Consider the following 22,682-nt stretch of genomic DNA (forward strand, 5'->3'; position numbering starts at 1 on the left):
AAACCAGCCATGCCCCCGGCCGCCCGCCCGGCGGATTCACACCCCTTCGCGTATCCATTGCGCCGCCTTCTCCGCGATCATCAGCGTCGGCGAGTTGGTATTTCCGCTGGTGATCAGCGGCATCACCCCGGCATCGACGACGCGCAGGCCACGAACGCCGCGTACCCGCAGGTGCGAGTCCACCACCGCGAGGGGGTCGTCGCTGCGGCCCATTTTGGTGGTGCCGACCGGGTGGAAGATGGTGGTGGCAATGTCGCCGGCCAGCCGCGCAAGTTCTTCGTCGGTCTGGAACTGCACGCCCGGCTTGAATTCTTCAGGTCGGTATTTGGCCAGCGCGCTCTGGCTGACAATGCGGCGCGTCACGCGCAGCGAGTCCGCTGCCACCTGGCGGTCCTCCGCCGTGCTCAGGTAATTGGGGGCGATGGCCGGGGCATCTTCAAAATGGCCGCTCTTGATGTGCACGGTGCCGCGGCTGGTCGGGTTGAGGTTGCACACGCTCGCCGTGAAGGCATTGAAATTGTGCAGCGGTTCGCCAAAGGCATCGAGCGACAGCGGTTGCACGTGGTACTCGATGTTCGGGTAGGGTTGCTCGGGCGAGCTGCGCGTGAAGGCGCCCAGTTGCGACGGCGCCATGCTCATCGGACCGGTCTGGCGAAACGCATATTCGAGCCCGATGCGGGCCTTGCCCCACAGCGAGTTGGCCATGGTGTTGAGCGACAGGCCCCAGCGCTTGCCGCCTTCCAGGGCCTGCACCTTGTAGACCGAGCGGATTTGCAGGTGGTCCTGCAGATTGGCGCCGACGCCGGGCAGGTCCTGCACCACGGGAATGCCGTGCTGCTGCAGCAGGGCGGCCGGGCCGATGCCCGAGAGCTGCAGAATTTGCGGCGAGCCGATGCTGCCGGCGCACAGAATGACTTCGCCCATGTGTTCCGAGTCCCGGGTGGCCAGCGCGGTGATGCGCCCCTGCCCGGTCCATACCTCGACCCCGGTGCAGCGCTGGCTGCCATCGGGCTGCGGCTCGATCACCAGCTTGCACACCTGGGCACTGGTCCAGAGTTCAAAATTGGGCCGACCATAGCAGGCCGGCCGCAAGAAGGCCTTGGCGGTGTTCCAGCGCCAGCCGTTTTTCTGGTTCACTTCAAAATAACCGACGCCTTCGTTGTCGCCCCGGTTGAAGTCCGCGGTGGCCGGAATGCCGGCTTGGGTAGCCGCCTCGGCAAACGCATCCAGAATGTCCCAGCGCAGCCGCTGCTTTTCAATGCGCCATTCGCCGCCCGCGTTGCGGTGGCGCAGCAGCTTCTGGTAGGGGTTGAGCTTGTCCTGCATCAGCTCGGGGGCGGTGCCGCGCGCGCCGTGCACGGCATCCGCGCCCTTGTAGTAGTCTTCATGCAGCTTGAAATGGGGCAGGGCGTTGTCCCAGCGCCAGGCGCTGTCGCCGGTCAGCTCCGCCCACTGGTCATAGTCGCGCGCCTGGCCGCGCATGTAAATCATGCCGTTGATGCTTGAGCAGCCGCCTAGTGTTTTTCCGCGCGGGTAGCGCAGCGCCCGGCCATTGAGGCCGGCGTCCGGTTCGGTGTTGTACAGCCAGTCGGTGCGCGGGTTGCCAATGCAGTGCAGATAGCCCACGGGAATGTGGATCCAGTGGTAGTCATCCTTGCGGCCGGCCTCAATCAGCAGCACGCGTTTGGAGGCGTCGGCGCTCAGGCGGTTGGCCAGCAGGCAACCGGCCGTGCCGGCGCCAATGATGATGTAGTCAAAAACCTGGTTCTCGTCTTGCATGGGTGTGCTTTTGGTCTTGCGGCCCCGGTGGGGGCTGTGGGGTGACTTGTTTTTGGGCGGGGTAGCGGGGGATACTGCCTGCCTTGCCTAACGCAGAACTGACCAGCTTCAGATTGTGGCAAAAGCTGGCCGGCCCCGCGGCGGGGATTACCCGCTGGCCCCGGTGGCGGCAACCCTGCTGTAGGACCAGAGCGACAGACCGTGCGCATCTGCCCGAATGGGTATTGGCAGCAGTTACCATGACAATTTTGCGCTGGACGCATATGCAAAGGTCGCCGGCCCGCGTCCCGGCTCATTCATGCTTATGGAAGAATCCACTCCCCGCATTGAACAGCAGGACACGCCCGAAGGCCGGCTGTTTGTCGTGCGCGGGGCGTGGACAGCGTCGGGCCTCACGGGCCAGCCGGTGTGGGACGCCCTGACAGCACAGTTCGACACCCTGCGTCGCCATACCGCGCCCTCTGGCGAGGCGTCAGCCGTCCGCTGGGATTTGAGCCTGGTCGACAAGCTCGACCACCTCGGTGCGCAGGTGCTGTGGAATCACTGGGGCCGCGACTGGCCGGCACAGCTGCAGGTCGAACCCAGCCAGCGCGCGGTGCTGGAGACCGTGGCCAAATTCGCGGTCGACCCGCCAAAACCACGCGGGTCCGACTGGAAGGACCTCCTGGTGGTGCTTGGCAACCGGGCGCTGGGCCTGGTCGACCACAGCAAGGGCCTGGTGCGCCTGGTGGGCCAGTTGCTGCTCGACATCATCCGGCTTGTCCGGCACCCGAGGGAGGGCCCCTGGCGTGACCTCTCGGGTCACCTGTACCACATTGGCGCCACGGCGCTGCCCATTACCGCGCTGGTGGGATTTCTGATCGGCGTCGTGCTGGCCTACCTGATTTCGCAGCAGCTGCGCCAGTTCGGAGCAGATGCCTACATCGTGAACATTCTTGGCATCTCGCTGATCCGGGAACTCGGGCCGGTATTGGCGGCCATTCTTATTGCGGGGCGCTCCGGCTCCGCCATCACCGCCCAGATTGGCGTGATGCGCGTGACCGAAGAACTCGATGCCATGCGGGTCATGGGCATCGCCCGGGGCTTCCGGCTGGTGATGCCGCGGGCGCTGGCATTGGCGGTGGTGATGCCGCTGATCAGCGTCTGGACCACGATTGCCGCCCTGCTCGGCGGCATGCTGGCCGCCGACATTTCCATGGGCGTGACGCCCTCGTACTTCATCAACTCGCTGCCGCGGGCAGTGGATGCCGCCAACCTGACGCTGGCCACTGGCAAGTCGGTCGTGTTCGGCGTGCTGATCGCCATGGTGGGATGCCATTACGGCCTGCGTGTCAAACCCAATACCGAGAGCCTGGGGCAGGGCACCACCGCCTCGGTGGTCACGTCGATCACTGTGGTGATTCTGGTGGATGCGCTGTTTGCGGTCGTGTTTAAAAGCGTGGGCATATGAAGTATTGCCCCCACGTTCGCTCACTGCGTGTAGCTCTCTGCCCCCCGAGGGGGCCGCTGCGCCTGCGGTCTGGCAAAGCCAGTCCCGCGGCCCCTGCTGGGGTGAAGAGCCCCCACGCTTGTCACTTCGTGTACTGCGCTGCCCCCCGAGGGGGCCGCTGCGCCTGCGGTCTGGCAAAGCCAGTCCCGCGGCCCCTGCTGGGAGGAAGAGCCGCCATCACTTTTCAGGTACGGGTTTCGATATGACTGACGCTGTCGTTGAAATCAAGAAGCTGTGGACCGTTTTTGAGAACGGCGACCGCAAAGCTGTGGTGCACAAGGACCTCGATTTGACGGTCGTGCGTGGCGAGGTGCTGTCGCTGGTGGGTGGCTCCGGCACCGGCAAGACGGTGCTGTTGCGGCAGATGCTGGGACTCGAAACGCCGACCCGTGGCGAGATCACCGTGCTGGGCAAACCGGCCGCCGAACTGGGCAAGCGCGGCGCGGCGCGGCGTGTCGGCATGCTGTTCCAGCAGGGGGCGCTGTTTTCGGCCTTCACCGTGCTCGAAAACATCGCTTTCCCATTGCGCGAACTCAAAACCCTGCCGCTGGCACTGATCCGTGAAGCGGCCATGGTCAAGCTGCAGATGGTGGGCCTGAGCCCGGATACGGCCGACAAGATGCCCAGCGACCTGTCGGGCGGCATGGTCAAGCGGGTGGCGCTGGCCCGCGCCCTCATCATGGATCCACCGCTGCTGCTGCTGGACGAACCCACGGCGGGGCTGGACCCCGACAGCTCGGACAGTTTCTGCTCCTTGCTGCGCGCGCTGCACCGGGACATGGAGCTGACCGTGGTGATGGTCACGCACGACCTCGATACGCTGTTTGAACTCAGCAGCCGCATTGCCGTGCTGGCCGAGCAGCGTGTCATCGTGAACGATGTGCCGCGGGAAGTGGTGGCTTTCCCGCATCCTTTCATTCACGAATTTTTTCTTGGCGAAAGGGGCCAGCGCGCGATGGAACTGCTGCGCGAATACCCCTTCACGGTCTAGCGCAAACCAGAAAGGTCTTCAAGATGGAAAACAAAGCCCATGCCATGGCCGCCGGCGCCTTTGTGCTGGTGGTTACTGCCCTGCTGGTGTTGCTGGCAATCTGGCTCACGCGCGACAACACCCAGCGTGACCTGTATGAAATGAGTACCGGCGAAAGCGTCTCGGGCCTGCAGCCCCAGGCCGCGGTGCGTTTTCGCGGCGTACCGGTCGGCAAGGTCGAGTTCATCGGCTTTGACGACAAGGTCAAGGGCAATGTGCTGCTCCGTGTGTCCATAGACCGCAGCGCGCCCGTGACGAAATCGACGTTTGCCACGGTGGCCTCCCAAGGCGTGACGGGACTGGGGTTTATTCAGCTCGACGACGATGACTCTTCGCCGGAACGCCTGGTGCCCAACGACGAAGACCCGCCACGCATACCGCTCAAGCCGGGCGGCCTGGACAAGCTGCTCAAGCAAAGCGATGTGATCTTTGACCAGGTGGAGCAGGCCAGCACACGCCTGAACAAGCTGCTGTCCGACGAGAACCAGGCCGCCGCGACCTCTGCCATCACGCAACTCGGCGAGGCGGCCGGCAGCCTCAACCGCGTGGCCAAGGGTCTTGAGCCCACGGTGGCGACCTTGTTGGGCCTGTCACGCGACGCCACCGTCACGCTGAAATCCGTCAAGACGGCCGCAGACGACGTCAGCACGACAGCCACCCGCTTGAGCGAAAAAGGCGGAGCGCTCGACAAGCTCTCTGAAGGCGGGACGGCCCTGGCCGCGGGCGTGGAAACCTTCGGTGCCGCCACGCTGCCCAAGCTGGGTGAAGTGGCTGATGAGGCCGCGCGTGCCATGCGCCAGTTGCGCCGCACCGTGAACGCGGTGGACGACAACCCGCAGTCCCTGATTTTCGGCAATGGCCCGCAGGTGCCCGGTCCCGGCGAGGCAGGATTTTCCGTCAACGGAGAAAAAAAATGAGGCTGATTTTTTTCAAATCCCATCACAAACCCCGTCAAGATGCTATGAATTCAATAGCTGATGCCGGGCGGTTTTACTGGATGAAATATCTTTTTTGTTCGGTGGCTGTGGCCTTGGCGCTGGGCGGCTGCTCGGCCCTGCCGGACAAGCCAACGCGCGCCACCATGTATGACTTTGGGCCCGGTGCGCTGTCAACGAATCCCGGCACACGCGAGGCGCCCTTGCCGCCGCTGGCGATCGACGACATCGGAACCAGTGGCGGCGCGCTGGACAACATGGCGCTGCTCTACCGCCTGGCCTATGCGGACGCGCAACAGCTGCGCCCCTATTCCCAGGCGCGCTGGAGCATGCCGCCCGCACAATTGATACGCCAGCGCCTGCGCGAGCGGCTGAGCCAGCGCCGCGCGGTGTTCAACGCCGGCGAGAGCGCGGCCCTTAACCGTACCCAGAACGCGGTGCTTCCGCGGCTACTGCGGCTGGACCTGGAGGAGTTCAGCCACCTCTTCACCGCACCCGATGCCAGTGTCGGCCTGATTCGCCTGCGCGCCACGCTGGTGGACGTCACGCCCGCCGGCGAAAAGCTGGTGGCGCAGCGCCATGTGATCGTGCAGCGTCCCGCGCCCAGTGCGGATGCCCCCGGCGGCGTGCGGGCGCTGACGGCGGCCACCGATGCGGCGATCGAGGAGCTGGAGCAGTGGTTGCAGCAGGCGCCCGCGCGCTAAATCAGCGGCATCCATGAAGACACTTCAAGAGCAACTCGACACTGCCGGCCTGCACGTGTTTGGCTGCTGCGAGCGGCTGAGCGCCTATGGCCCCGGCCTGTTGCAGAATTCTCCGCTGCTGCAGGACTTCACCCCTGCGGAGGCCGACATCCTGGGCGCCTCCATGCTGCTGGTGCGTGCCGAGCCTGGCCAGGTGATGATCCGGGAGGGCGAGTCGGGTGACTGGATGATGCTGATCCTCAAAGGTACCGTCGACGTGACCAAGCGCGTCGAGCCGCAGGGCGATGCGGCGGACGCAGGTGCGCCGGCCTCGGTCTCGCGGGTGGCCGTGGTGCGCAGCGGCGCGGCCGTGGGTGACATGTCCATGCTCGACAACGAGCCGCGCTACGCCAGCTGCACCGCAATCGAAGCCGTAGAGGCCGGCGTGTGGGGGCGCCATGAAATTGCCCGGTTGATCCGCGACCACCCCGGCGTGGGCGCCAAGCTGCTGGTGAAAATCACCCAGCTGATGGCGCAACGCTTGCGCAACACCAGCAACCAGCTGGTCAAGCTGCTGAGAAAAAAATGACCACCCCCGTCCGGGCTCACTTCGTGTAGCCCGTTCCCCCCTCAAGGGGGCGGCGCCTGGGGCCGGCGAAGCCGGACCCGCGGCCCCCACTGGTGAAATACCCCCACTGGTCGCGCCCACAGAACTCTTCAACCCAGCATGAGCCGCGGAACCGGCTTTGCCGGGCCGCAGGCGGGCGGCCCCCTCGGGGGGCAGCGACCCACACGAAGTGGGGGAGCGTGGGGGCTTCACATTGACTTCACGCAGGCGGGCGGCACCTCATCTGGACTTCACACGCGGTTTGCACACTTCCTTTCGTTGTCAATACGAAAGGACGTCATGAAACAAAAATTCGCAGCACTGGCCCTGGTGCTGATACTGCTGGTCCTCGCGTTGCTGAAAATCAGCGACGTGGTGCAGGACCGCCAGAACCACCGGCAGATCGCCATCCAGAGCGTGGCCCAAAGCCTGGCCGGCCCGCAGACGTTGACGGGTCCGCTCATCCACATGGCCTGCACCGAGGAATGGGAGGTCAGGAATTCCGACAGGCAGGTGCACAGCGAGCGGCGCGAATTCCTGCTGGTTGCTGCGCCGGCTTCGCTCACCCTCAAGGGCAGCAGCAAGCTGGAGCCGCGCGCCCGCGGGCTGCATGCGACGCAGGTGTTCAGCCTGAAGGCCGACCTGGTGGCCGAATGGACCGACACGGAGGCGCTCAAACCTGTCGCTGAACATGCAGGCTCGCGCATGAATTGCGGCCAACCACTGCTGATGCTGGCGGTGTCCGATGCGCGCGGCATTCGCCATGCCAGCGTGAAGGTTGGCGACCAGGTGCTGGCGCTTAAGCCGGGCACGTTCTACGGCAGCTACCCGCGCGGCGTGCATGCGTCGCTGCTGCCCGCCATGGTGCGCGCCCTGCCACTGCAGGTACAGCTCGAACTGGAACTGGTGGGTACCGAAAGCATTTCGGTGGTGCCACTGGGCGGCGATACCCGGATGCAGCTCGCGTCCAACTGGCCGCACCCGAGTTTTGGCGGCCAATTTTTGCCGGTGGACCGCAAGATCACACCGGAAGGGTTCGAGGCCAACTGGCGTGTGAGCTCGCTGGCCAGCACGGCGCAGCAGGACGTCACGCAAAGGGATGCGGCCAAGCGCAAGGGTGCCTGCCCGTCTTATGGCGATGGCTCGGCCCACGGCTCCTGCGTGGAGGCCTTTAGCGTGACTTTTGTCGATCCATCCAATACCTACGCGCTCAGTGACCGGGCCACCAAATACGGTCTGCTCTTCATTGGCCTGACTTTTCTAGCGGTGGGGCTGTTCGAGTTCATGAAGTCACTGCGCGTGCATCCCATCCAGTATTTGCTGGTCGGTGCGGCGATGAGCATGTTTTTCCTGCTGCTCGTGAGCCTGTCCGAGCACATGCCGTTTGAGAGCGCCTACGCGATTGCCTCGGCCGCCTGCGTACTCCTGCTGACCTACTACGCCAGCCACATGCTGGGCCGCTGGTCGCGCGGCCTGCCCTTTGGCTTGGGCATTGCCACCCTGTACGGCATGCTGTTTGTGCTGCTACGGATGGAGCAGACGGCCCTGTTGCTGGGCGCTGTAGCCTTGTTCGCCGTGCTGGCCGCCGTCATGATGCTGACGCGCCGGGTAGATTGGTATGCGCGCTTCAAGCAGATGGAGCCCGCCAAGCCCGAACCCGCGAAGGTGGCAGGCTGATGGGCGCCGCCCGGCTAGAAATGCAGCTCGACCCGCAAGCCGGGTTGGGTGTTGCGCACCACCATGCGGCCGCCATGCAGCAGCATGATTTGCCGCACGATGGCCAGCCCGAGACCCGAGCCCTTGGTGTGGCCGTCGGGGCGCACTGTCGAGAAAAAACGTTCGCCCAGGCGGGGCAGGGCGTAGTCCGCCACGCCGGGGCCGCTGTCCTGCACGGCAATGCGGTCCGGCCCGGCCTCCAGCGTGATGGTCGAGCCTTGGGGCGCGAACGAGCGCGCGTTTTCGAGCAGGTTGCTCAGCGCCAGGCCCAGCAGGCCGGGCTCCGCATGCACGCCGGCATGTTCCGGGCTGACTACGACTTTGACGGCATGCTGGGCCCGGCCGCCGGCCGCCACCTCAAAGGGCTTGAGGACGCCGGCCCAAAGAAGGCGCTCGCGCTCTACCTGTGCATGGCGCTGCTCCAGCTTCGTCAGCTCGAGCATGCGGTCCACCAGCGCCTGCATGCGGCTGGACTGGGCCAGTACCTGCCCCGAAAACTCGCGGCGCGCGTGTTCGGGCAGATCGTCCTGCAGCAGCTCGCCTGCGCTGCGGATCGCGGCGAGCGGGCTTTTGAGCTCGTGCGTCAGGGCGCGCACGTAATCTTCTATGTACTCGTGGCCCTCGAGCTTCAGGCGCATGGCATCGATTGCCATGGCCAGCTCGCCAAGCTCACCCGGTATTTGCGGCACCGCGGGCTTGGCACCCTGTCCGACGGCGTTGGCATAGTGGCGCAGCTTGCGAATGCTCCACACCACCCACAGCGTCACCGCCACACCGATGGCCAGCGACAACACCAATAGCAGCAGGCCGCTCAGAAAAATCTTCCGCTCGGCCCGGTCGATGAAGGCCTGGATGGTGGACATCGGCTTGGCGACGGTCAGCACGCCTATGATTTTTCCGTCGCTCTGCACAGGTGCTGCCACATACATCACCGACGTGCGGTCGTCCTGCTGCACCTCGCGGGTGGCGCGCGCGCCGTATTCGCCGCGCAGGGTGCGGGCCACGTCGCGCCAGCGTGAATAGTCCTGGCCCGTCGCCACGTTTTCGGAATCAAACACCACCTTGCCGTCCGCGTCGGTGACGTACACGCGGAAATCCAGCGACTGCTTGGCCAGGCCCCAGATCTGCGCATCAATCGGTCGCCTGGCATAGCTGCGCACATGGCCGGCAAAGCGGCCGTCCGCGATGGCGCCGGCCGCCAGGTCGTCGCCGGCCAGCTCGGCCAGGATATTGGCCGTGTCCACCATCATGTCTTCCATGACTTCGCGCACGCTGGGTTTGACTTCGGCCATGAAGACGCGCAGCGTGAAGAACGCCGCCAGGCCGGTGACCAGGAAAAAACCGAACAGCAGGCGTATGCCCAGGCGCATGTCAGCTGCCTTTGGCGCGGTTGATATCCAGGCTGTAGCCCATGCCTCGGTGGGTCACGATGTAGTCGTGCTCCGGCGCCACTTCCTGCAGCTTGGCGCGCAGGGTTTTGATGTGCGTATCCACCGTGCGGTCCGTGCTGTCCGAATCCGTGCCCCAGACCGCATTGAGTAGCTCATCGCGCGAGCGAATGCGTTCGCGGTGACGCAGCAAATCGGCTAGCAGGCCGAACTCGCGGCGCGTCAGGTTGAGCGGGCGGCCGTTCAGGCTCACGCGCTGGCCCGCGGTGTCGATCTCGAAAGGATTGCCAGCCAGCGCTGGCGCGGGGGCCGGCATGCGCGCGCGCCGCAGCAGGCTGCGCACGCGCGCCAGCAGCTCGCGCGGGCTGAAGGGCTTGCTCACGTAATCGTCGGCGCCCAGCTCCAGCCCCAGCACGCGGTCGATTTCCTCACCCTGGGCGCTGAGCATCAGCACCGGCAGGTTGCCGGCGGCCCGCAGCTCGCGGCACAAATCCAGGCCGCTGCCGTCGGGCAGGCCGACGTCAAGGATCACCGCATCGGGCGGACTCCGGCTGATCTGGGTGCGTGCGTCGCCCAGCAGCAGGCTGTGGGTCACGGTGAGGCCGTCGCGTTCCAGGGTGTAAATGATGGAGCGGGCGATCGCGGGGTCGTCTTCGACCAGCAGGATACGTGCGCTGGTCATCCGCAGCAAAGCGGGATCGCCCCCGCAAAGAATGTTTTTCCGCCGGGCCGCCTCATCCGTCGATACAGGGCGACCGGAAGGTTGCGCAGGGCTCTGCTCCAGCAGGGGCCGCGGAACCGGCTTTGCCGGGCCGCAGGCGCAGCGGCCCCCTCGGGGGGCAGCGCATTACACGCAGTGAAAAGCGTGGGGGCCATTTAACTGCGCAGCACAGGGAACAACTTGCTCAGGCCGTCGGCCATGACTTCCACGGCCAGCGCGGCCAGTATCAGTCCCATCAGGCGTGTCATGACATTGATGCCGGTTTTCCCCAGCACGCGGGCAATCGGTTCGGCCAGCGAAAAGCACAACGCCGTCGCCAGGCCGATCACCACGCCGTAGCCCACCAGGGTGCCGAGCTGGAAAAACGTCTTGGCCTTTTCCGCATAGATCACCACGGTGGACATGGTGGCCGGGCCGGTGAGCAGCGGGATGGTCAGCGGCACCACGGCGATGCTGGCACCCCTGGCCGCCTTTTCCGCTCCGTCCTCCATCTCGTGGGTGTTGGGTTTGGCTTCGGCTGGCTGGGCATTGAGCATGTTCATGGAACTGATCAGCAGCAGCATGCCGCCGCCCACCTGGAAGCTTGCCAGCGAGATGCTGAAGAACTCGAGAATCTGCAGCCCCGCGAGGGCGCTGATGGCAATCACGACAAAGGCGCTGAACGATGCCGTGGCGATGGTGCGCTGCCGCTGCGACTTTGAAAAATCCTGGGTGTAGTGAATGAAAAACGGCACGATGGCCAGCGGGTTGACGATGGCCAGCAGGGTCACCAAAGGTTTGAAGTCCATCATTGCTCTTTCAAAGAGTCCATGCAATTTCCCGACGGGCCGCCCCTAGGAAAATTAGCCCCCTCGGGGGGCAGCGAAGTACGCGAAGCGACAAGCGTGGGGGCCAAATTTCCCGACGGGCCGCCCCTAGGGAAATTAGCCCCCGAGGGGCTGGAGCCTGCGGCTCCAAGCCTGCTTGAGCAGGTTTGGACAGGCGACAGAGGCGAAGCGTCTGGCGAGCCGCGGCCTGCAAGGCCTCGCGCCTTACGCAAAGCGAAATCGTGGGGGCCATGCCATCCATCAGCGGCCGCCGGCGACGTCAAGCAAGGCGCCCGTGGTGTAGCTGGCCTGGTCGCCCAGCAGCCAGACGATCGATTCAGCCACTTCCCGGGCAGTGCCGGCGCGCTGCATCGGCACCTGGGGCGCCACGTCGCGCGCGCGGTTGGGCAGCCCGCCCGAGGCGTGGATGTCGGTCTCGATGACGCCCGGGCGAACCGCGTTAACCCGGATGCCTTCAGCGGCGACTTCCTTGGCCAGCCCAAGGGTGAAGGTATCGATGGCGCCCTTGGCCGATGCATAGTCCACATACTGGCCCGGCGAGCCGAGCCGGGCGGCGGCACTGGACACATTGACGATGCTGCCACCGCTGCCGCCATAACGCGTGCTCATGCGTTTGACCGCTTCGCGGGCACAGAGAAAAGAGCCGAACACATTGATTTCAAACATGCGCTGAAGGCGTTCCAGCGTGATGCCGTCGACCCGCGTGGTCTGGTCCACGACGCCCGCGTTGTTGACCAGTGCGTTCAGGCGGCCGAGTTTGGCATCGACCGTTTCGAACATGGCCAGCACCTCGCGCTCCTTCGCCACGTCGGCCTGCACGCTGAGGGCCTGGCCCCCGGCTTCGCGGATCTGCCGGACCACCGCCTCAGCCGCCATCGAATTGCTGGCGTAGTTGACGGCAACCGCAAAACCCTGCCGGGCTGCCAGCAGGGCCGCTGCCGCGCCAATGCCGCGCGAGCCCCCGGTAATCAGAACAACTTTGGACAAGGCCTGTCTCCTGCAAAAAAGGGCAATCCCGTGTACAAACCGGGCTTGAATCAGGTCAATGTACTTTAATTGGTGCCGGATGGCGCGCACTTTCAACCGGAGACTGTTTTGAGCTCATCAGTGGACTATTACTTCTCGGCGCAGAGCCCATGGACCTACCTGGGGCATGAGCGCTTTGCGCAGATGGCCCGTGCCAGCGGCGCGGCGGTACGCGTGATGCCGGTGGACCTGGGCGGCAAGGTTTTTCCCGTTTCAGGCGGGCTGCCGCTGGGCGAGCGCGCTCCGCAGCGGCAGGCCTACCGGCTGCTGGAGCTGCGGCGCTTCTCGGACCACCTGCGCATGCCGCTGAACCTCAAGCCCCGGTACTTCCCGGTGGCCGGGGACGATGCCTCGCGCCTTATCATCGCGGTGGACCTGCACGACGGCAGCGATGCGGCCATGACAATAGGCGGCGCGATCTTCACCGCGGTGTGGGTGCGCGAGCGCAACATCGCCGATGCGCAAGTGCTGGCCGAGCTGCTCGCCGAATGCGGTTTGAATGCCGGGCGCCTGGAGCAGTCCCGCGACCCGGCCGTGCAGGCGCATTACGAGGCCAATACGCGGCGGGCCATTGACGCCGGCGTGTTCGGCGCGCCCAGCTATGTGGTTGACGGAGAGCTGTTCTGGGGTCAGGATAGGCTCGATTTTGTGGAGCGCAAGCTCAAGGCCGGCTAGGGCCACCTGGCAGCACCTGGCCCCTTGCCGTTCAACTTGCCGTTCCATTGCCTGATTTCGATTTTCAATCCCGGCATCGCCGGTTTCCAACAGAGGAGTAAGCATTTCATGGGCCAATTCATTGAACTCAAGTCTGCCGATGGTTTCGCCGTTCCGGCGTACGTGGCACAGCCCGAGGGCACACCCCGCGCCGCGGTCGTGGTGCTGCAGGAAATCTTCGGCGTCAACTCGCACATCCGGGCCGTTGCCGACCGCTTCGCGGCGCAGGGCTACCTGGCGGTGGCGCCGGCCACCTTTGCGCGCGTCAAACCCGACGTGGATCTGGGCTACACCGAGGCCGACATGACGGCCGGCTTCGAGTTGAAAACCGCCGTGGCCGCGCTGCCGGGCGCCGGGGTGCTGCCAGACATTCAGGCGGCGATTGACCATGCGGCCCAGGCCAGCGGCGGCAAGGTGGGCATCATCGGGTTTTGCTGGGGCGGGCTGCTGACCTGGCATGCCGCCTGCATGCTCAAGGGCCTGAGCGCGGCCGTCGCCTATTACGGCGGCGGCATCACGGCCGAGGACGAAATTGCGCGCCAGCCGCAGTGCCCGGTCATGGCGCACTTCGGCGACCAGGACCACTGGATCCCGATGGAAGGCATTGCCGCGTTCACCAAGGCGCACCCGGAAGTGGAAGTGCATGTGTACGCGGCCAACCATGGCTTTAATTGCGACCAGCGCGGCTCCTACAACGAGGCAGCGGCCAACCTGGCGCGCGAGCGTTCGCTGGCCTTTTTTGCCGCCAAGCTGGCCTGACGTCCATGCCGGCGGTTGCGGGTTGCCGGTCGATGGGGCCTCGGGCCCTGTTGAAGTGCATGTTCGCAGCGATTGGTTTGGTAGCGCTCAGCACGCCAATCCATGCGGCTGACTATGCCGGCCCGCTGTTTGATGCCCACCTGCACTACAACGAGGAAGCCTGGAATTGCAGGGAACGCAGCGCCGGGCCGCCCCAAGCAAGTTCAGCCCCTTTTCCTCATGAAAGGGGCAGCGCAACGCCGAAGGCACGCGAAGCGACAAGCGTGGGGGCTTCGTGTAGCGGCCCGCACGGCCCGGCCGATGTGCTGGCCCGCATGAAGCGCAACGGCGTGAAGGCCATCGTGGCCAACTCGCGGCCTAATGACGGCACCCGGGCGCTGGCCGCGCTGGAGCAGACCCGGCAGGCCGGTGTCACGGTCGTGCCCTTCATCCGCCTTTACCGCAACCGCGCCGACTACGACAACTGGTTCCGCGATGAATCGATTTACGAGATGGTGCGGTCGGAATTTGCCCGCGGTGTTTCCGGCGACCAGGCCGGGCCTTACAAGGGCATTGGCGAATTCCATTTGTATGACAGCGCCAACGCAAAGGAGACCAACGGGCCGGTGGCCAAAAAGCTCATGCAGTTTGCCGCGAAGCACCGGCTGGCGGTTCTTGCCCATGTGGACGACACGGCGATTGACCTGCTGATGGCCCATGCACCCGAAGCCCGGCTGATCTGGGCGCATACCGGCATTGGCGGCCCGCCCGTGGCGCGGGTGGATGAGCTGTTGGCCAGATACCCGCAGCTCATGGGTGAGCTGTCTTACCGCCCCGGTCTGGTCTGTGACGGCGGGAAACTGTGCGCCGAGTGGCGCGCGCTGCTGCTCAAATATCCCGGCCGCTTCATGATCGGATCGGACACCTGGATCAACCAGCGCTGGCTGTATTACGACGACTTAATGAAAGGATACAGAGTCTGGCTGGGCGACCTGCCCGCCGACGTGGCGCGCAAGATTGCCTGGGGCAATGCGGCCGAAATTTTTAGCGTCATGGAGAAATAGTGCCCGGAAAGTGCGTGATCGCAGCGGACTCTTCAACCAAGCAGGGGCCGCGGAACTGGCTTTGCCAGGCCGCAGGCGCAGCGCCCCCCCGGGGGGGGCAGCGAACCACACGCAGTGGGGGGGTGTGGGGGCCAAGACCATTCAAGCAGGGGCCGCGGGACTGGCTTCGCCAGACCGCAGGCGCAGCGGCCCCCTCGGGGGGCAGGGAGCTACACGCAGTGAGCGACCGTGGGGGCACAATGTGCAGATGATCCAGCTGTATTACTCCCCCAGTTCCGCCGCCATGGCGCCGCATATCCTGCTTGAAGAGCTGGGCGTGCCGTTTGAGAAAATCCTGGTCGACACCTCCACGGGTGCGCACCGCAGCGAGACCTATCGCCGGATCAATCCCAACGGCCTGGTGCCGGCGCTGGCCGATGGCGATCTGGTGCTCTACGAATCCGCCGCGATCTGCCTGCACCTGTGCGACACCCATCCGCAGGCCGGCCTGGCGCCGGCGCTGGGAAGCGCCGAGCGCGCACACTTTTACAAATGGCTGATGTGGCTCACCAACACCCTGCAGGCCACGCTGATCATTTATTTTTATACCGAGCGCTGGATGGATGAAGGCAACAGCGCCGGCGTTGCGGAGCTGAAGGCGCATGCCGAGGCCAAGGTTGGCCTGATGCTGGACCAGCTGGATGCCGAGCTGGCGCTGCTTGAAGCAAGCCATGCCAAGCCCTGGCTGCTCGGGGCGGATTTCTCGGCGGTGGACATCTACGCGATGATGCTGTGCCGCTGGACGCGCAACTTCGCCTCGTCGCCGGCCCGCAACCGTACCCATCTGGGGCCGTATCTGCAGCGTGTACTGGCGCGCCCTGCCGTGATCCGGGCGTTTGCCGCCGAAGGCCTGGCCCAGCCCTGGGTTTAGCCAGTTGTCTGGCCATTCAGCGTCTGCGCTGCGGGGTCGTTTTGCTGCGCCTGATCGATCTGGGCAATCAGCTTTTCGGGGTCCGTGGTTTTCTTCAGGATGCGTGTGCTAGTGGCTGGTCCTGGCCAGGTAACGCTTGCGCCAGAACACGGCCGCCACAACAGCCACAATGAGCACCATGACGGCAAGGGTCCACCAAAACCCTGACGATGAATGGATGATGGGCAGGAACTCGAAGTTCATGCCGAAAAATCCGGTGATCAGGTTCAGCGGCAGGAAGATGGCCGTCAGCGCCGTCAGGGTCCGCATGATGTCGTTGGTGCGGTGGCTTTGCGCATTGAAATGCATTTGCACGGCGGTCTCCGCGCTTTGCTCCATACGGCGGACATGGTGCACGACGCGCTCGATGTGTTCGAGCACATCGCGGGAGCGCACCTTGAGCAGCTCGCGTTCGCGCTGCGCGGCGGGCGTGGTGCCCTCGGGCCAGGTTTCAACCGAATCGATCCAGTCTTGGGTCGCCGCCCGCTGGTCTTCACAAATCTCGTCGAGCTGGTGCATCGCCAGGCGCGCCTCCATCAGCGCGCTCCAGTTGTTGAACCTGGTGTGGGGGTTGAGCAGTTCGTTTTGCCAATGGTCAAGCTGCCGTGTCAGCTCGCGCCGCAAGGCGAGGTAGCCGTCCACGATGTGGTTGACGATGCGCAGCATCAGGTCTGCCGGGCTGGCCGGCAACCTGACACCGGCATCGCGTGATTCGGATGAGGTGGCATTGAGCAATTTTTGGGCGTAGGCCTCGCGCACCGCGCAGTCAGCGGGATGCACGGTCAGCAGCACACGGTCAAACACTGCAAAGCCGACCGGGCTGGTGTCGATGCGCTGCAGGATAGGCGGGCCGCCGCGCTTGCGGCTCTGGTGCAGCGGCTGCCCGGGTTGCGCCAGATCGGTTTCCGTCTGGCCGGTGGCCAGCCGGCGAAACACCAGAACGTCGTATTGCGAGGTGTAGTCGTAATGCGAAGGCAGCTGGTTGTTCAGCAGGTCGCTGACATGCAGGTCCACCAGCTGCGTGCCGCACAGGGTCTGCAGGCAGGCCTGGATTTGCGCTTGCAGCACCTCAAACTCGCGCCGCGCACAGGCGATCCAGACAAAGCCCTGCGCGGGCAGTTGGGCGGGCAGGGCATCGGTTTCGACAATGCCCTGGTTGCCGGAGGAAATGTTGAAAACACGCATGGACGCTGAAACCCCTGCAGTTGAGTATCAAATTGGCCTGTAGCCCTTGCCGGCTGGCTGTACCAGGCTACTTTTTTGATCGTAACCCCGGGCGGGGCGGCAAGGCGGCAAGGCGGAAAGGCAGAACGGCGCTCTCAGGCCTGCCGCAACTGCCTGGCGGCGTCTATTGCGAAGTAGGTCAGCACGCCATCGGCGCCCGCGCGTTTGAAGGCCAGCAGGCTTTCCATCATCACCGCGTCGTGGTCCAGCCAGCCGTTCTGGGCGGCGGCCTTGAGCATGGCGTACTCGCCGCTGACCTGATAGGCAAAGGTGGGCACCTGAAACTCGTCCTTCACGCGCCGCACGATGTCCAGATAGGGCATGCCGGGCTTGACCATCACCATGTCGGCGCCTTCGGCAATGTCCATGGCCACCTCGCGCAGCGCCTCGTCGCTGTTGCCCGGGTCCATCTGGTAAACCTTTTTGTCGGCCTTGCCCAGGTTGCCGGCGGAGCCGACCGCGTCGCGAAAGGGGCCGTAGAAGGCACTGGCGTATTTGGCGCTGTAGGCCATGATGCGGGTATGGATGAGTTTCCTGACCTCCAGCGCCTGGCGGATCGCGCCGATCCGGCCATCCATCATGTCGCTGGGCGCCACGATGTCCACACCGGCTTCGGCCTGGGTCAGCGCCTGCCCGACCAGGACCTCGATGGTTTCATCATTCAGGATGTAGCCGGTCGGGTCGGGCAGGCCATCCTGCCCGTGGCTGGTGAAGGGGTCGAGCGCCACGTCGGTCATCACGCCCAGTTCGGGAAACCGCTTCTTCAGCTCGCGCACCACTCGCGGCACCAGCCCCTCGGGGTTCAAGGCTTCCCGCCCGTCGGGGGTCTTCAAGGAGCCGTCGATCACCGGAAACAGCGCCATGACCGGTATGCCCAGTTTGACGCACTCTTCGGCCACCGGCAGCAGCAAATCCAGGCTGAGCCGCTCCACGCCCGGCATCGAGGCGATGGGTTCGCGGCGCTGGCTGCCGTCGGTGACGAAGACCGGATAAATCAGGTCGTGCGCGCTGAGGACGTTTTCGCGGACCAGGTTGCGGGTGAAGCTGTCGCGGCGCAGGCGCCGGGGCCGGCCGATGGGGAAGGGGGCGAAGTTGGAAGCGTGCAGGGTCATTGCCAAATTGTGCCAAAGCTTCGTCCCGGCCACGAATTATTTGCCCCGCAGGCTTTGGCGGTCCGCTTTGTTTCGGCCTGAAATTGCAGGATTCTGTCCAAACGCCCATTGCCAAGGCCTGTCCGGGGTGGTTAGAATCCACGCGTGTGGTTACCAGTTTGGAAGCTGCATCCCGCTTTTCCTCCCTGAGCGGGGCCTTTGCGTGTGACAGCAAAAAGGCTTACCAGCCCGGTTGGCCTTGTGCCAGCCGGGCATTTTTTTGCCCGCTCGGGGCGAACCCCCCCCATCACGCAAAGTGAAAAGCGAAGGCGGTCTCAACTGCTGGGCGGGTTTCTAAACCAGTAGGGGCCGCGGGACTGGCTTCGCCAGACCGCAGGCGCAGCGGCCCCCTCGGGGGCAGCGCATTACGCGAAGTGAAAAGCGTGGGGGCTACAAACGTGGGGGCTACACTCCCTTGGATGCTCTGGGTCAAATCACTTCACATCGTTTTTGTTGCCAGCTGGTTTGCGGGGCTTTTTTACCTGCCGCGCATTTTTGTAAACCTGGCCATGGTGCCGCCGGCAAGCGTGGCGGAGCGCGAGCGGCTGATCCTGATGGCGCGCAAGCTGATGCGTTTCACCACCATCCTGGCGGTTCCGGCCCTGGGCTTCGGCCTGTGGCTGTACCTCGGCTACGGCATTGGACGCGGCCCGGGCAGCGGCTGGATGCACGCCAAGCTGGCTGTGGTGGTGCTGGTGATCGGCTACCACCACGCCTGCGGCCGCCTGCTGGCCAAGTTCGTGGCCAATCGCAATACACGCAGCCACCAATGGTTTCGCTGGTTCAACGAAGTCCCCGTGCTGCTGCTGCTGGCCGCAGTGATCCTGGTCGTCGTCAAGCCTTTTTAGAGACAGTTCATCCCAACCAGCACCGTGACACAACCGGACACACCAGCAGACGCGGGCAGGCCGGCTTTGCCGGATGCCACGCGTCGTCCCCTGCAAGGGGAGACGGAACTACACGTAGCGAAGCGCAGTGAGGATGTCAGGGGTGTGCCACCTCCTGTGCCACAGTCAGTACAAAGAACCACCGCCTGGCCGCTGGCACTGGTAGCCATCTGCCTGATTGTTTACGCAAGCCTTTATCCGTTTGCCGACTGGCGCGACCAGGGCATCTCGCCGCTGCGGTTTCTGACGGCGCCGCTGCCGCGCTACTGGACCGGTTTCGATGTCGGGGCCAACCTGCTGGGCTATGCGCCGCTGGGCTTGCTGCTGACGCTGTCGGTGTTGTCGACGTTCGGCAGCCGGCGTGCCGGGTGGTCGGTCTGCGCGGCGGTGCTGATGGCGGCGCTGCTGTCGCTGACCATGGAAACGCTGCAAAGCTACCTGCCATCGCGCATCGCTTCCAACGTGGATCTGGCCCTCAATACGCTGGGTGCCTTGCTGGGCGCCTGCTGCGCGTGGGTGCTGGAGAAAACCGGCCTGGTGGATCGCTGGAGCCGCTTCAGGGGGCGCTGGTTTGCCCAGGATGCAAGTGGCGCGCTGGTGCTGCTGCTGCTGTGGCCGCCCGCGCTGCTGTTTCCGGCGGCGGTGCCTCTGGGGCTGGGCCAGGTTTTCGAGCGGCTGGAGTCTGCGCTCGCCGAAGCCCTGATGGACTCCCCCTTCCTGGAGTGGATGCCGGTGCGGGATGTGGAGCTGCAGCCGCTGGTCCCGCTTGCCGAACTGGTGTGCGTGGCGCTCGGCGCGTTGATTCCCTGCCTGCTGGGCTACAGCATCATCCGTACGCTGTGGCAGCGCGTGGCCTTCGCGGCGGCGATGCTGGCGACCGGTGTGGCCGCATCCGCGCTGTCGGCGGCCCTCAGCTATGGGCCCGAGCATGCCTGGGCCTGGCTGGATGTGCCGGTGCAGGCGGGCGTGGCGCTCGCGGCCTTGCTGGCCGTGATGCTGCTGGCCGTGCCGCGCCGTGGCGCCGCGGCCGTTGCCCTGCTGGCGCTGGCGATCCAGCTGGGGCTGCTGAACCAGGCGCCTGCCGATCCTTATTTCGCCCAGACCCTGCAAACCTGGGAGCAGGGCCGCTTTATCCGTTTTCACGGCCTGGTTCAGTGGCTGGGCTGGCTGTGGCCCTATGCGGCCATGCTGTATGTGCTGGTGCGGCTTTCCAGCCCCGAACGCCCGCCGCCGGGTGAAAAGTAAAATCGGTCCATGACTCCATCCATTTCCCCAGACGTCGCCCCGGCGGCCGCCAAGGCCGACTCCTATTACGAGCGGCACATTTTCTTTTGCCTGAACCAGCGCGCCCCTGGCGAAGACTGTTGCGCCAATCACCGCGCGCAGGAAGGTTTTGACCGCTGCAAATCACAGGTGAAGGCGGCCGGACTGGCGGGGCCGGGCAAAGTGCGGGTCAACAAGGCCGGCTGCCTGGACCGCTGTGCCGGCGGCCCGGTGGCGGTGGTTTATCCCGAAGCGGTCTGGTATAGCTATGTGGATGCCGACGATATCGATGAGATCGTCGAGTCCCACCTCAAGAATGGCAAGGTGGTGGAGCGCCTGCTGACGCCCGCGCATCTGGGTCGTTGAGGTGAGGCTGGGCGGGCCGGTGCGGCGCTTCAGGTCCGGTACAGGCCGGATAGGTCGTTCCTCTTTTTGTAGCGTCTCAACTGAACAGAAAGTTTTCCCGTGAATTCCCACACCCGCAAATCAAGCATCCAGGGTCCGGCTGGCGCCCTGGAAATTGCGCTGGACGCACCCGCCGGCATTTCCCGGGGCATGGCGATCATTGCCCATCCGCACCCGCTGTTCGGCGGCACGATGGACAACAAGGTGGTGCAGACCCTGGCGCGAGCCTTCCTTCACTGCGGCTGGACGGCCGTGCGCTTCAACTTCCGGGGCGTGGGCGGCAGTGCCGGCAGCCATGACGAGGGCCGGGGCGAGCTCGACGACCTGCTGGCCGTCGTGCAACATGTGTCGCCCATGCCGGACGGCGACGGCGACGCCGGCGCGGGTGGGAGCGCGCTGGCACTGGCCGGGTTTTCCTTTGGCGCTTTTGTCACCACGCATGCCTTTGCCCGCCTCAACCCCGTTCGCGTTATTGAAAAACTCGTGCTGGTCGGCACCAGCGTCAGCCGGGCGCCGGCCGCGCCGATTGACGCGGCCGCGCACCTGAAGACGCTGGTGGTCCATGGCGAGCAGGACGACACCGTGCTGCTGCCCGCCGTGCTGGACTGGGCGCGCCCACAGGCACTTCCTGTTACGGTTGTGCCCGGAGGCGGTCATTTCTTTCATGGACAATTGCCGCTGCTGAAAAATCTGGTGATCCGCCACCTGGCTTCGCCCGCGCTCTGAGCTTTTCGGATCCTTTGCGGTTTCTCGCTCCCTTTCTCCCATTCCTCCCCCTTTTTTCCTTCCCCTTAACGAGTTTCCCGACATGTACTGTTCACTCAAGGCTCCAGGCGGCCTGCGCGGCGCCGCCGCCACCCTGCTCCTGGTTGCCTCCTTTTTCCTTCCCGCCGCGCACGCGCAAGCCCCCCAGGTGCCCGAGATTGCCGCGCGTTCGTATTTGCTGCTGGATATGACGGCCAACCAGATCCTGGCGGCCAAAGACATTGATTCCCCGATCGAGCCGGCCTCGCTGACCAAGCTCATGACCGAGTACCTGGTGTTTGATGCGCTCAAATCCAAAAAAATCGACCTCAAGCAAACCTTCGGCGTGAGCGAGCGGGCCTGGAAGATGCCGGGCTCCCGCATGTTCATCGACCCCAAAATGCAGGTGCCGGTGGAAGACCTGATCAAGGGCATGGTGGTGCAGTCGGGCAACGACGCCACGATGGCGCTCGCCGAAGGCGTGGGCGGAACGGCTGAGCACTTTGTGCGGCTCATGAACGAGCAGGCCAAGGCCCTGGGCATGAAATCCACGGCCTATAAAAACCCGGAAGGCCTGACCGAGCCGGGGCACACCACCACGGCGCGCGACCTGAGCATCCTGGCGACCCGACTGATGCGTGATTTCCCCGACTACATCGGCTATTCAGCGATCAAGAAGTACCGCTATCCCGGCACGCCTGCGGCCAATGACACCAACCGCAACACCCTGCTGTTCCGGGATCCCACCGTGGACGGCCTGAAAACCGGCCACACCGAGGCAGCGGGTTACTGCATGATCGCCACGGCCAGGCGCGACTTCCCGAATCTGGGCGCCGGCGGCGCCCCCGGTGGCCGTCGCCTGCTGGCCATCGTGCTGGGCACGTCCAGCGACAGCGCCCGCGCCAACGAGTCGCAAAAACTGCTGAACTGGGGCTACACCGCCTTTGAGGCGGTCAAGCTCTTCGACGCGGGGCAGGCAGTGGTCGCGCCTTCGGTCTGGAAAGGCAAGAGTTCTACCGTGAAGCTGGGCCGACCCGAAGCCATTGTGGTCGCCGTGGCGGCTGGCAGCGCTCCCAAGGTCAAAACCCAGGTCGCCAGGCCCGATCCTTTGGTGGCGCCTTTTGTGAAGAGCCAGCAGCTGGGAGTCCTCAAGGTCATGCTGGGTGAGAACCCCACGCCGGTGGCCGAGGTGCCGCTGGTGGCGCTGGAAGCCGTGGAAGAGGCGGGCATTCTCGGGCGCGCCTGGGACTCCATCCGCCTCTGGATCAAGTAAGCCGCCGCATCTGATGCGCCAGGTCTTCGGAAAACCTAGAGTGAAGAATTCAATGTTGGCGCATACTTT

At 64.9% G+C, this 22,682-nt stretch carries 22 protein-coding genes; 15 read left to right on the top strand and 7 right to left on the bottom strand.

Annotation, left to right across the window (positions count from 1 at the left end; translation table 11 throughout):
- Positions 1–36: 36 nt before the first annotated feature.
- Positions 37–1,779, bottom strand: a complete 1,743-nt coding sequence (locus AC1DUR_RS14165) for a GMC family oxidoreductase (protein ID WP_477721706.1) — start codon at positions 1,777–1,779, stop codon at positions 37–39.
- A 304-nt stretch (positions 1,780–2,083) separates the two neighbouring features.
- Here AC1DUR_RS14165 and AC1DUR_RS14170 point away from each other — a divergent pair, with 304 nt between their 5' ends.
- The 6 genes from AC1DUR_RS14170 to creD all read left to right on the top strand — a co-directional run bounded on the left by AC1DUR_RS14170 (position 2,084) and on the right by creD (position 8,200).
- Complete coding sequence (locus AC1DUR_RS14170; protein ID WP_477720186.1) at positions 2,084–3,229, top strand: MlaE family ABC transporter permease; 1,146 nt, start codon at positions 2,084–2,086, stop codon at positions 3,227–3,229.
- A gap of 241 nt (positions 3,230–3,470) precedes the next feature.
- On the top strand, positions 3,471–4,259 hold the full coding sequence (locus AC1DUR_RS14175; protein ID WP_477720185.1) for an ABC transporter ATP-binding protein: 789 nt from the start codon (positions 3,471–3,473) through the stop codon (positions 4,257–4,259).
- A 23-nt stretch (positions 4,260–4,282) separates the two neighbouring features.
- The gene (locus AC1DUR_RS14180) at positions 4,283–5,215 is read left to right on the top strand and encodes an MlaD family protein (protein ID WP_477721707.1); all 933 of its coding nucleotides are present in this window, start codon (positions 4,283–4,285) and stop codon (positions 5,213–5,215) included.
- Positions 5,216–5,295: 80 nt separating this feature from the next.
- The gene (locus tag AC1DUR_RS14185; protein WP_477721708.1) at positions 5,296–5,937 is read left to right on the top strand and encodes an ABC-type transport auxiliary lipoprotein family protein; all 642 of its coding nucleotides are present in this window, start codon (positions 5,296–5,298) and stop codon (positions 5,935–5,937) included.
- Between the two features lie 13 nt (positions 5,938–5,950).
- Complete coding sequence (locus AC1DUR_RS14190; protein WP_477720182.1) at positions 5,951–6,505, top strand: Crp/Fnr family transcriptional regulator; 555 nt, start codon at positions 5,951–5,953, stop codon at positions 6,503–6,505.
- A 318-nt stretch (positions 6,506–6,823) separates the two neighbouring features.
- A complete protein-coding gene (gene creD / locus AC1DUR_RS14195; protein WP_477720181.1) occupies positions 6,824–8,200 on the top strand; it encodes a cell envelope integrity protein CreD in 1,377 nt (458 codons plus the stop codon).
- 14 nt (positions 8,201–8,214) lie between these two features.
- On the opposite strand, the gene creC is transcribed toward creD, so the two are convergent.
- The 4 genes from creC to AC1DUR_RS14215 all read right to left on the bottom strand — a co-directional run bounded on the left by creC (position 8,215) and on the right by AC1DUR_RS14215 (position 12,162).
- Positions 8,215–9,609: a two-component system sensor histidine kinase CreC gene (creC, locus tag AC1DUR_RS14200; protein ID WP_477720180.1), complete on the bottom strand. Its 1,395-nt coding sequence runs from the start codon at positions 9,607–9,609 to the stop codon at positions 8,215–8,217.
- Between the two features lies 1 nt (position 9,610).
- On the bottom strand, positions 9,611–10,309 hold the full coding sequence (gene creB, locus AC1DUR_RS14205; protein WP_477720179.1) for a two-component system response regulator CreB: 699 nt from the start codon (positions 10,307–10,309) through the stop codon (positions 9,611–9,613).
- 194 nt (positions 10,310–10,503) lie between these two features.
- Positions 10,504–11,136 carry a MarC family protein gene (locus AC1DUR_RS14210; protein ID WP_477721720.1) on the bottom strand — a complete coding sequence of 211 codons (633 nt, stop codon included), beginning with the start codon at positions 11,134–11,136 and terminating at the stop codon, positions 10,504–10,506.
- A 279-nt stretch (positions 11,137–11,415) separates the two neighbouring features.
- Positions 11,416–12,162, bottom strand: a complete 747-nt coding sequence (locus tag AC1DUR_RS14215; protein ID WP_477720178.1) for an SDR family oxidoreductase — start codon at positions 12,160–12,162, stop codon at positions 11,416–11,418.
- Between the two features lie 108 nt (positions 12,163–12,270).
- Here AC1DUR_RS14215 and AC1DUR_RS14220 point away from each other — a divergent pair, with 108 nt between their 5' ends.
- The 4 genes from AC1DUR_RS14220 to AC1DUR_RS14235 all read left to right on the top strand — a co-directional run bounded on the left by AC1DUR_RS14220 (position 12,271) and on the right by AC1DUR_RS14235 (position 15,627).
- Positions 12,271–12,876 (top strand): DsbA family protein, encoded by a 606-nt coding sequence (locus AC1DUR_RS14220; protein WP_477720177.1) that lies wholly within the window; start codon positions 12,271–12,273, stop codon positions 12,874–12,876.
- 108 nt (positions 12,877–12,984) lie between these two features.
- On the top strand, positions 12,985–13,674 hold the full coding sequence (locus AC1DUR_RS14225) for a dienelactone hydrolase family protein (protein WP_477720176.1): 690 nt from the start codon (positions 12,985–12,987) through the stop codon (positions 13,672–13,674).
- 59 nt (positions 13,675–13,733) lie between these two features.
- Positions 13,734–14,717: an amidohydrolase family protein gene (locus tag AC1DUR_RS14230; RefSeq protein WP_477720175.1), complete on the top strand. Its 984-nt coding sequence runs from the start codon at positions 13,734–13,736 to the stop codon at positions 14,715–14,717.
- Between the two features lie 247 nt (positions 14,718–14,964).
- Positions 14,965–15,627 (top strand): glutathione S-transferase family protein, encoded by a 663-nt coding sequence (locus tag AC1DUR_RS14235; RefSeq protein WP_477721721.1) that lies wholly within the window; start codon positions 14,965–14,967, stop codon positions 15,625–15,627.
- Between the two features lie 108 nt (positions 15,628–15,735).
- Here AC1DUR_RS14235 and AC1DUR_RS14240 read toward each other — a convergent pair whose 3' ends face one another.
- Positions 15,736–16,851, bottom strand: a complete 1,116-nt coding sequence (locus AC1DUR_RS14240) for a magnesium transporter CorA family protein (protein WP_477721709.1) — start codon at positions 16,849–16,851, stop codon at positions 15,736–15,738.
- 134 nt (positions 16,852–16,985) lie between these two features.
- Positions 16,986–18,002, bottom strand: a complete 1,017-nt coding sequence (hemB, locus tag AC1DUR_RS14245) for a porphobilinogen synthase (RefSeq protein ID WP_477721710.1) — start codon at positions 18,000–18,002, stop codon at positions 16,986–16,988.
- Positions 18,003–18,460: 458 nt separating this feature from the next.
- On the opposite strand from hemB, the gene AC1DUR_RS14250 reads away from it, so the two are divergent.
- The 5 genes from AC1DUR_RS14250 (at position 18,461) to AC1DUR_RS14270 (ending at position 22,613) form a co-directional block, all read left to right on the top strand.
- A complete protein-coding gene (locus tag AC1DUR_RS14250; RefSeq protein ID WP_477721711.1) occupies positions 18,461–18,889 on the top strand; it encodes a CopD family protein in 429 nt (142 codons plus the stop codon).
- A gap of 156 nt (positions 18,890–19,045) precedes the next feature.
- Positions 19,046–20,173 carry a VanZ family protein gene (locus tag AC1DUR_RS14255; protein ID WP_477721712.1) on the top strand — a complete coding sequence of 376 codons (1,128 nt, stop codon included), beginning with the start codon at positions 19,046–19,048 and terminating at the stop codon, positions 20,171–20,173.
- Positions 20,174–20,182: 9 nt separating this feature from the next.
- Entirely contained in the window at positions 20,183–20,557 is a 375-nt protein-coding gene (locus AC1DUR_RS14260; protein ID WP_477721713.1) for a (2Fe-2S) ferredoxin domain-containing protein, read from the top strand.
- A gap of 99 nt (positions 20,558–20,656) precedes the next feature.
- Complete coding sequence (locus AC1DUR_RS14265) at positions 20,657–21,322, top strand: alpha/beta hydrolase (protein WP_477720168.1); 666 nt, start codon at positions 20,657–20,659, stop codon at positions 21,320–21,322.
- Positions 21,323–21,404: 82 nt separating this feature from the next.
- Positions 21,405–22,613, top strand: coding sequence for a D-alanyl-D-alanine carboxypeptidase family protein (locus AC1DUR_RS14270; RefSeq protein ID WP_477720167.1), 1,209 nt, complete (start codon positions 21,405–21,407; stop codon positions 22,611–22,613).
- Positions 22,614–22,682 lie beyond the last annotated feature (69 nt).

It is taken from the genome of Polaromonas sp. P4_F4, assembly GCF_056401355.1.

What these genes read in the sequence shown, in the direction of transcription:
- AC1DUR_RS14250 (WP_477721711.1), top strand. Translation starts at nt 18,461, where the DNA reads ATGCTCTGGGTCAAATCACTTCACATCGTTTTTGTTGCCAGCTGGTTT.
- hemB (WP_477721710.1), bottom strand. Translation starts at nt 18,002, where the DNA reads ATGACCCTGCACGCTTCCAACTTCGCCCCCTTCCCCATCGGCCGGCCC.
- AC1DUR_RS14170 (WP_477720186.1), top strand. Translation starts at nt 2,084, where the DNA reads ATGGAAGAATCCACTCCCCGCATTGAACAGCAGGACACGCCCGAAGGC.
- AC1DUR_RS14235 (WP_477721721.1), top strand. Translation starts at nt 14,965, where the DNA reads ATGATCCAGCTGTATTACTCCCCCAGTTCCGCCGCCATGGCGCCGCAT.
- AC1DUR_RS14165 (WP_477721706.1), bottom strand. Translation starts at nt 1,779, where the DNA reads ATGCAAGACGAGAACCAGGTTTTTGACTACATCATCATTGGCGCCGGC.
- creB (WP_477720179.1), bottom strand. Translation starts at nt 10,309, where the DNA reads ATGACCAGCGCACGTATCCTGCTGGTCGAAGACGACCCCGCGATCGCC.
- AC1DUR_RS14230 (WP_477720175.1), top strand. Translation starts at nt 13,734, where the DNA reads ATGTTCGCAGCGATTGGTTTGGTAGCGCTCAGCACGCCAATCCATGCG.
- AC1DUR_RS14260 (WP_477721713.1), top strand. Translation starts at nt 20,183, where the DNA reads ATGACTCCATCCATTTCCCCAGACGTCGCCCCGGCGGCCGCCAAGGCC.
- AC1DUR_RS14240 (WP_477721709.1), bottom strand. Translation starts at nt 16,851, where the DNA reads ATGCGTGTTTTCAACATTTCCTCCGGCAACCAGGGCATTGTCGAAACC.
- AC1DUR_RS14210 (WP_477721720.1), bottom strand. Translation starts at nt 11,136, where the DNA reads ATGGACTTCAAACCTTTGGTGACCCTGCTGGCCATCGTCAACCCGCTG.
- creC (WP_477720180.1), bottom strand. Translation starts at nt 9,609, where the DNA reads ATGCGCCTGGGCATACGCCTGCTGTTCGGTTTTTTCCTGGTCACCGGC.
- creD (WP_477720181.1), top strand. Translation starts at nt 6,824, where the DNA reads ATGAAACAAAAATTCGCAGCACTGGCCCTGGTGCTGATACTGCTGGTC.
- AC1DUR_RS14225 (WP_477720176.1), top strand. Translation starts at nt 12,985, where the DNA reads ATGGGCCAATTCATTGAACTCAAGTCTGCCGATGGTTTCGCCGTTCCG.
- AC1DUR_RS14185 (WP_477721708.1), top strand. Translation starts at nt 5,296, where the DNA reads ATGAAATATCTTTTTTGTTCGGTGGCTGTGGCCTTGGCGCTGGGCGGC.
- AC1DUR_RS14180 (WP_477721707.1), top strand. Translation starts at nt 4,283, where the DNA reads ATGGAAAACAAAGCCCATGCCATGGCCGCCGGCGCCTTTGTGCTGGTG.
- AC1DUR_RS14175 (WP_477720185.1), top strand. Translation starts at nt 3,471, where the DNA reads ATGACTGACGCTGTCGTTGAAATCAAGAAGCTGTGGACCGTTTTTGAG.
- AC1DUR_RS14190 (WP_477720182.1), top strand. Translation starts at nt 5,951, where the DNA reads ATGAAGACACTTCAAGAGCAACTCGACACTGCCGGCCTGCACGTGTTT.
- AC1DUR_RS14270 (WP_477720167.1), top strand. Translation starts at nt 21,405, where the DNA reads ATGTACTGTTCACTCAAGGCTCCAGGCGGCCTGCGCGGCGCCGCCGCC.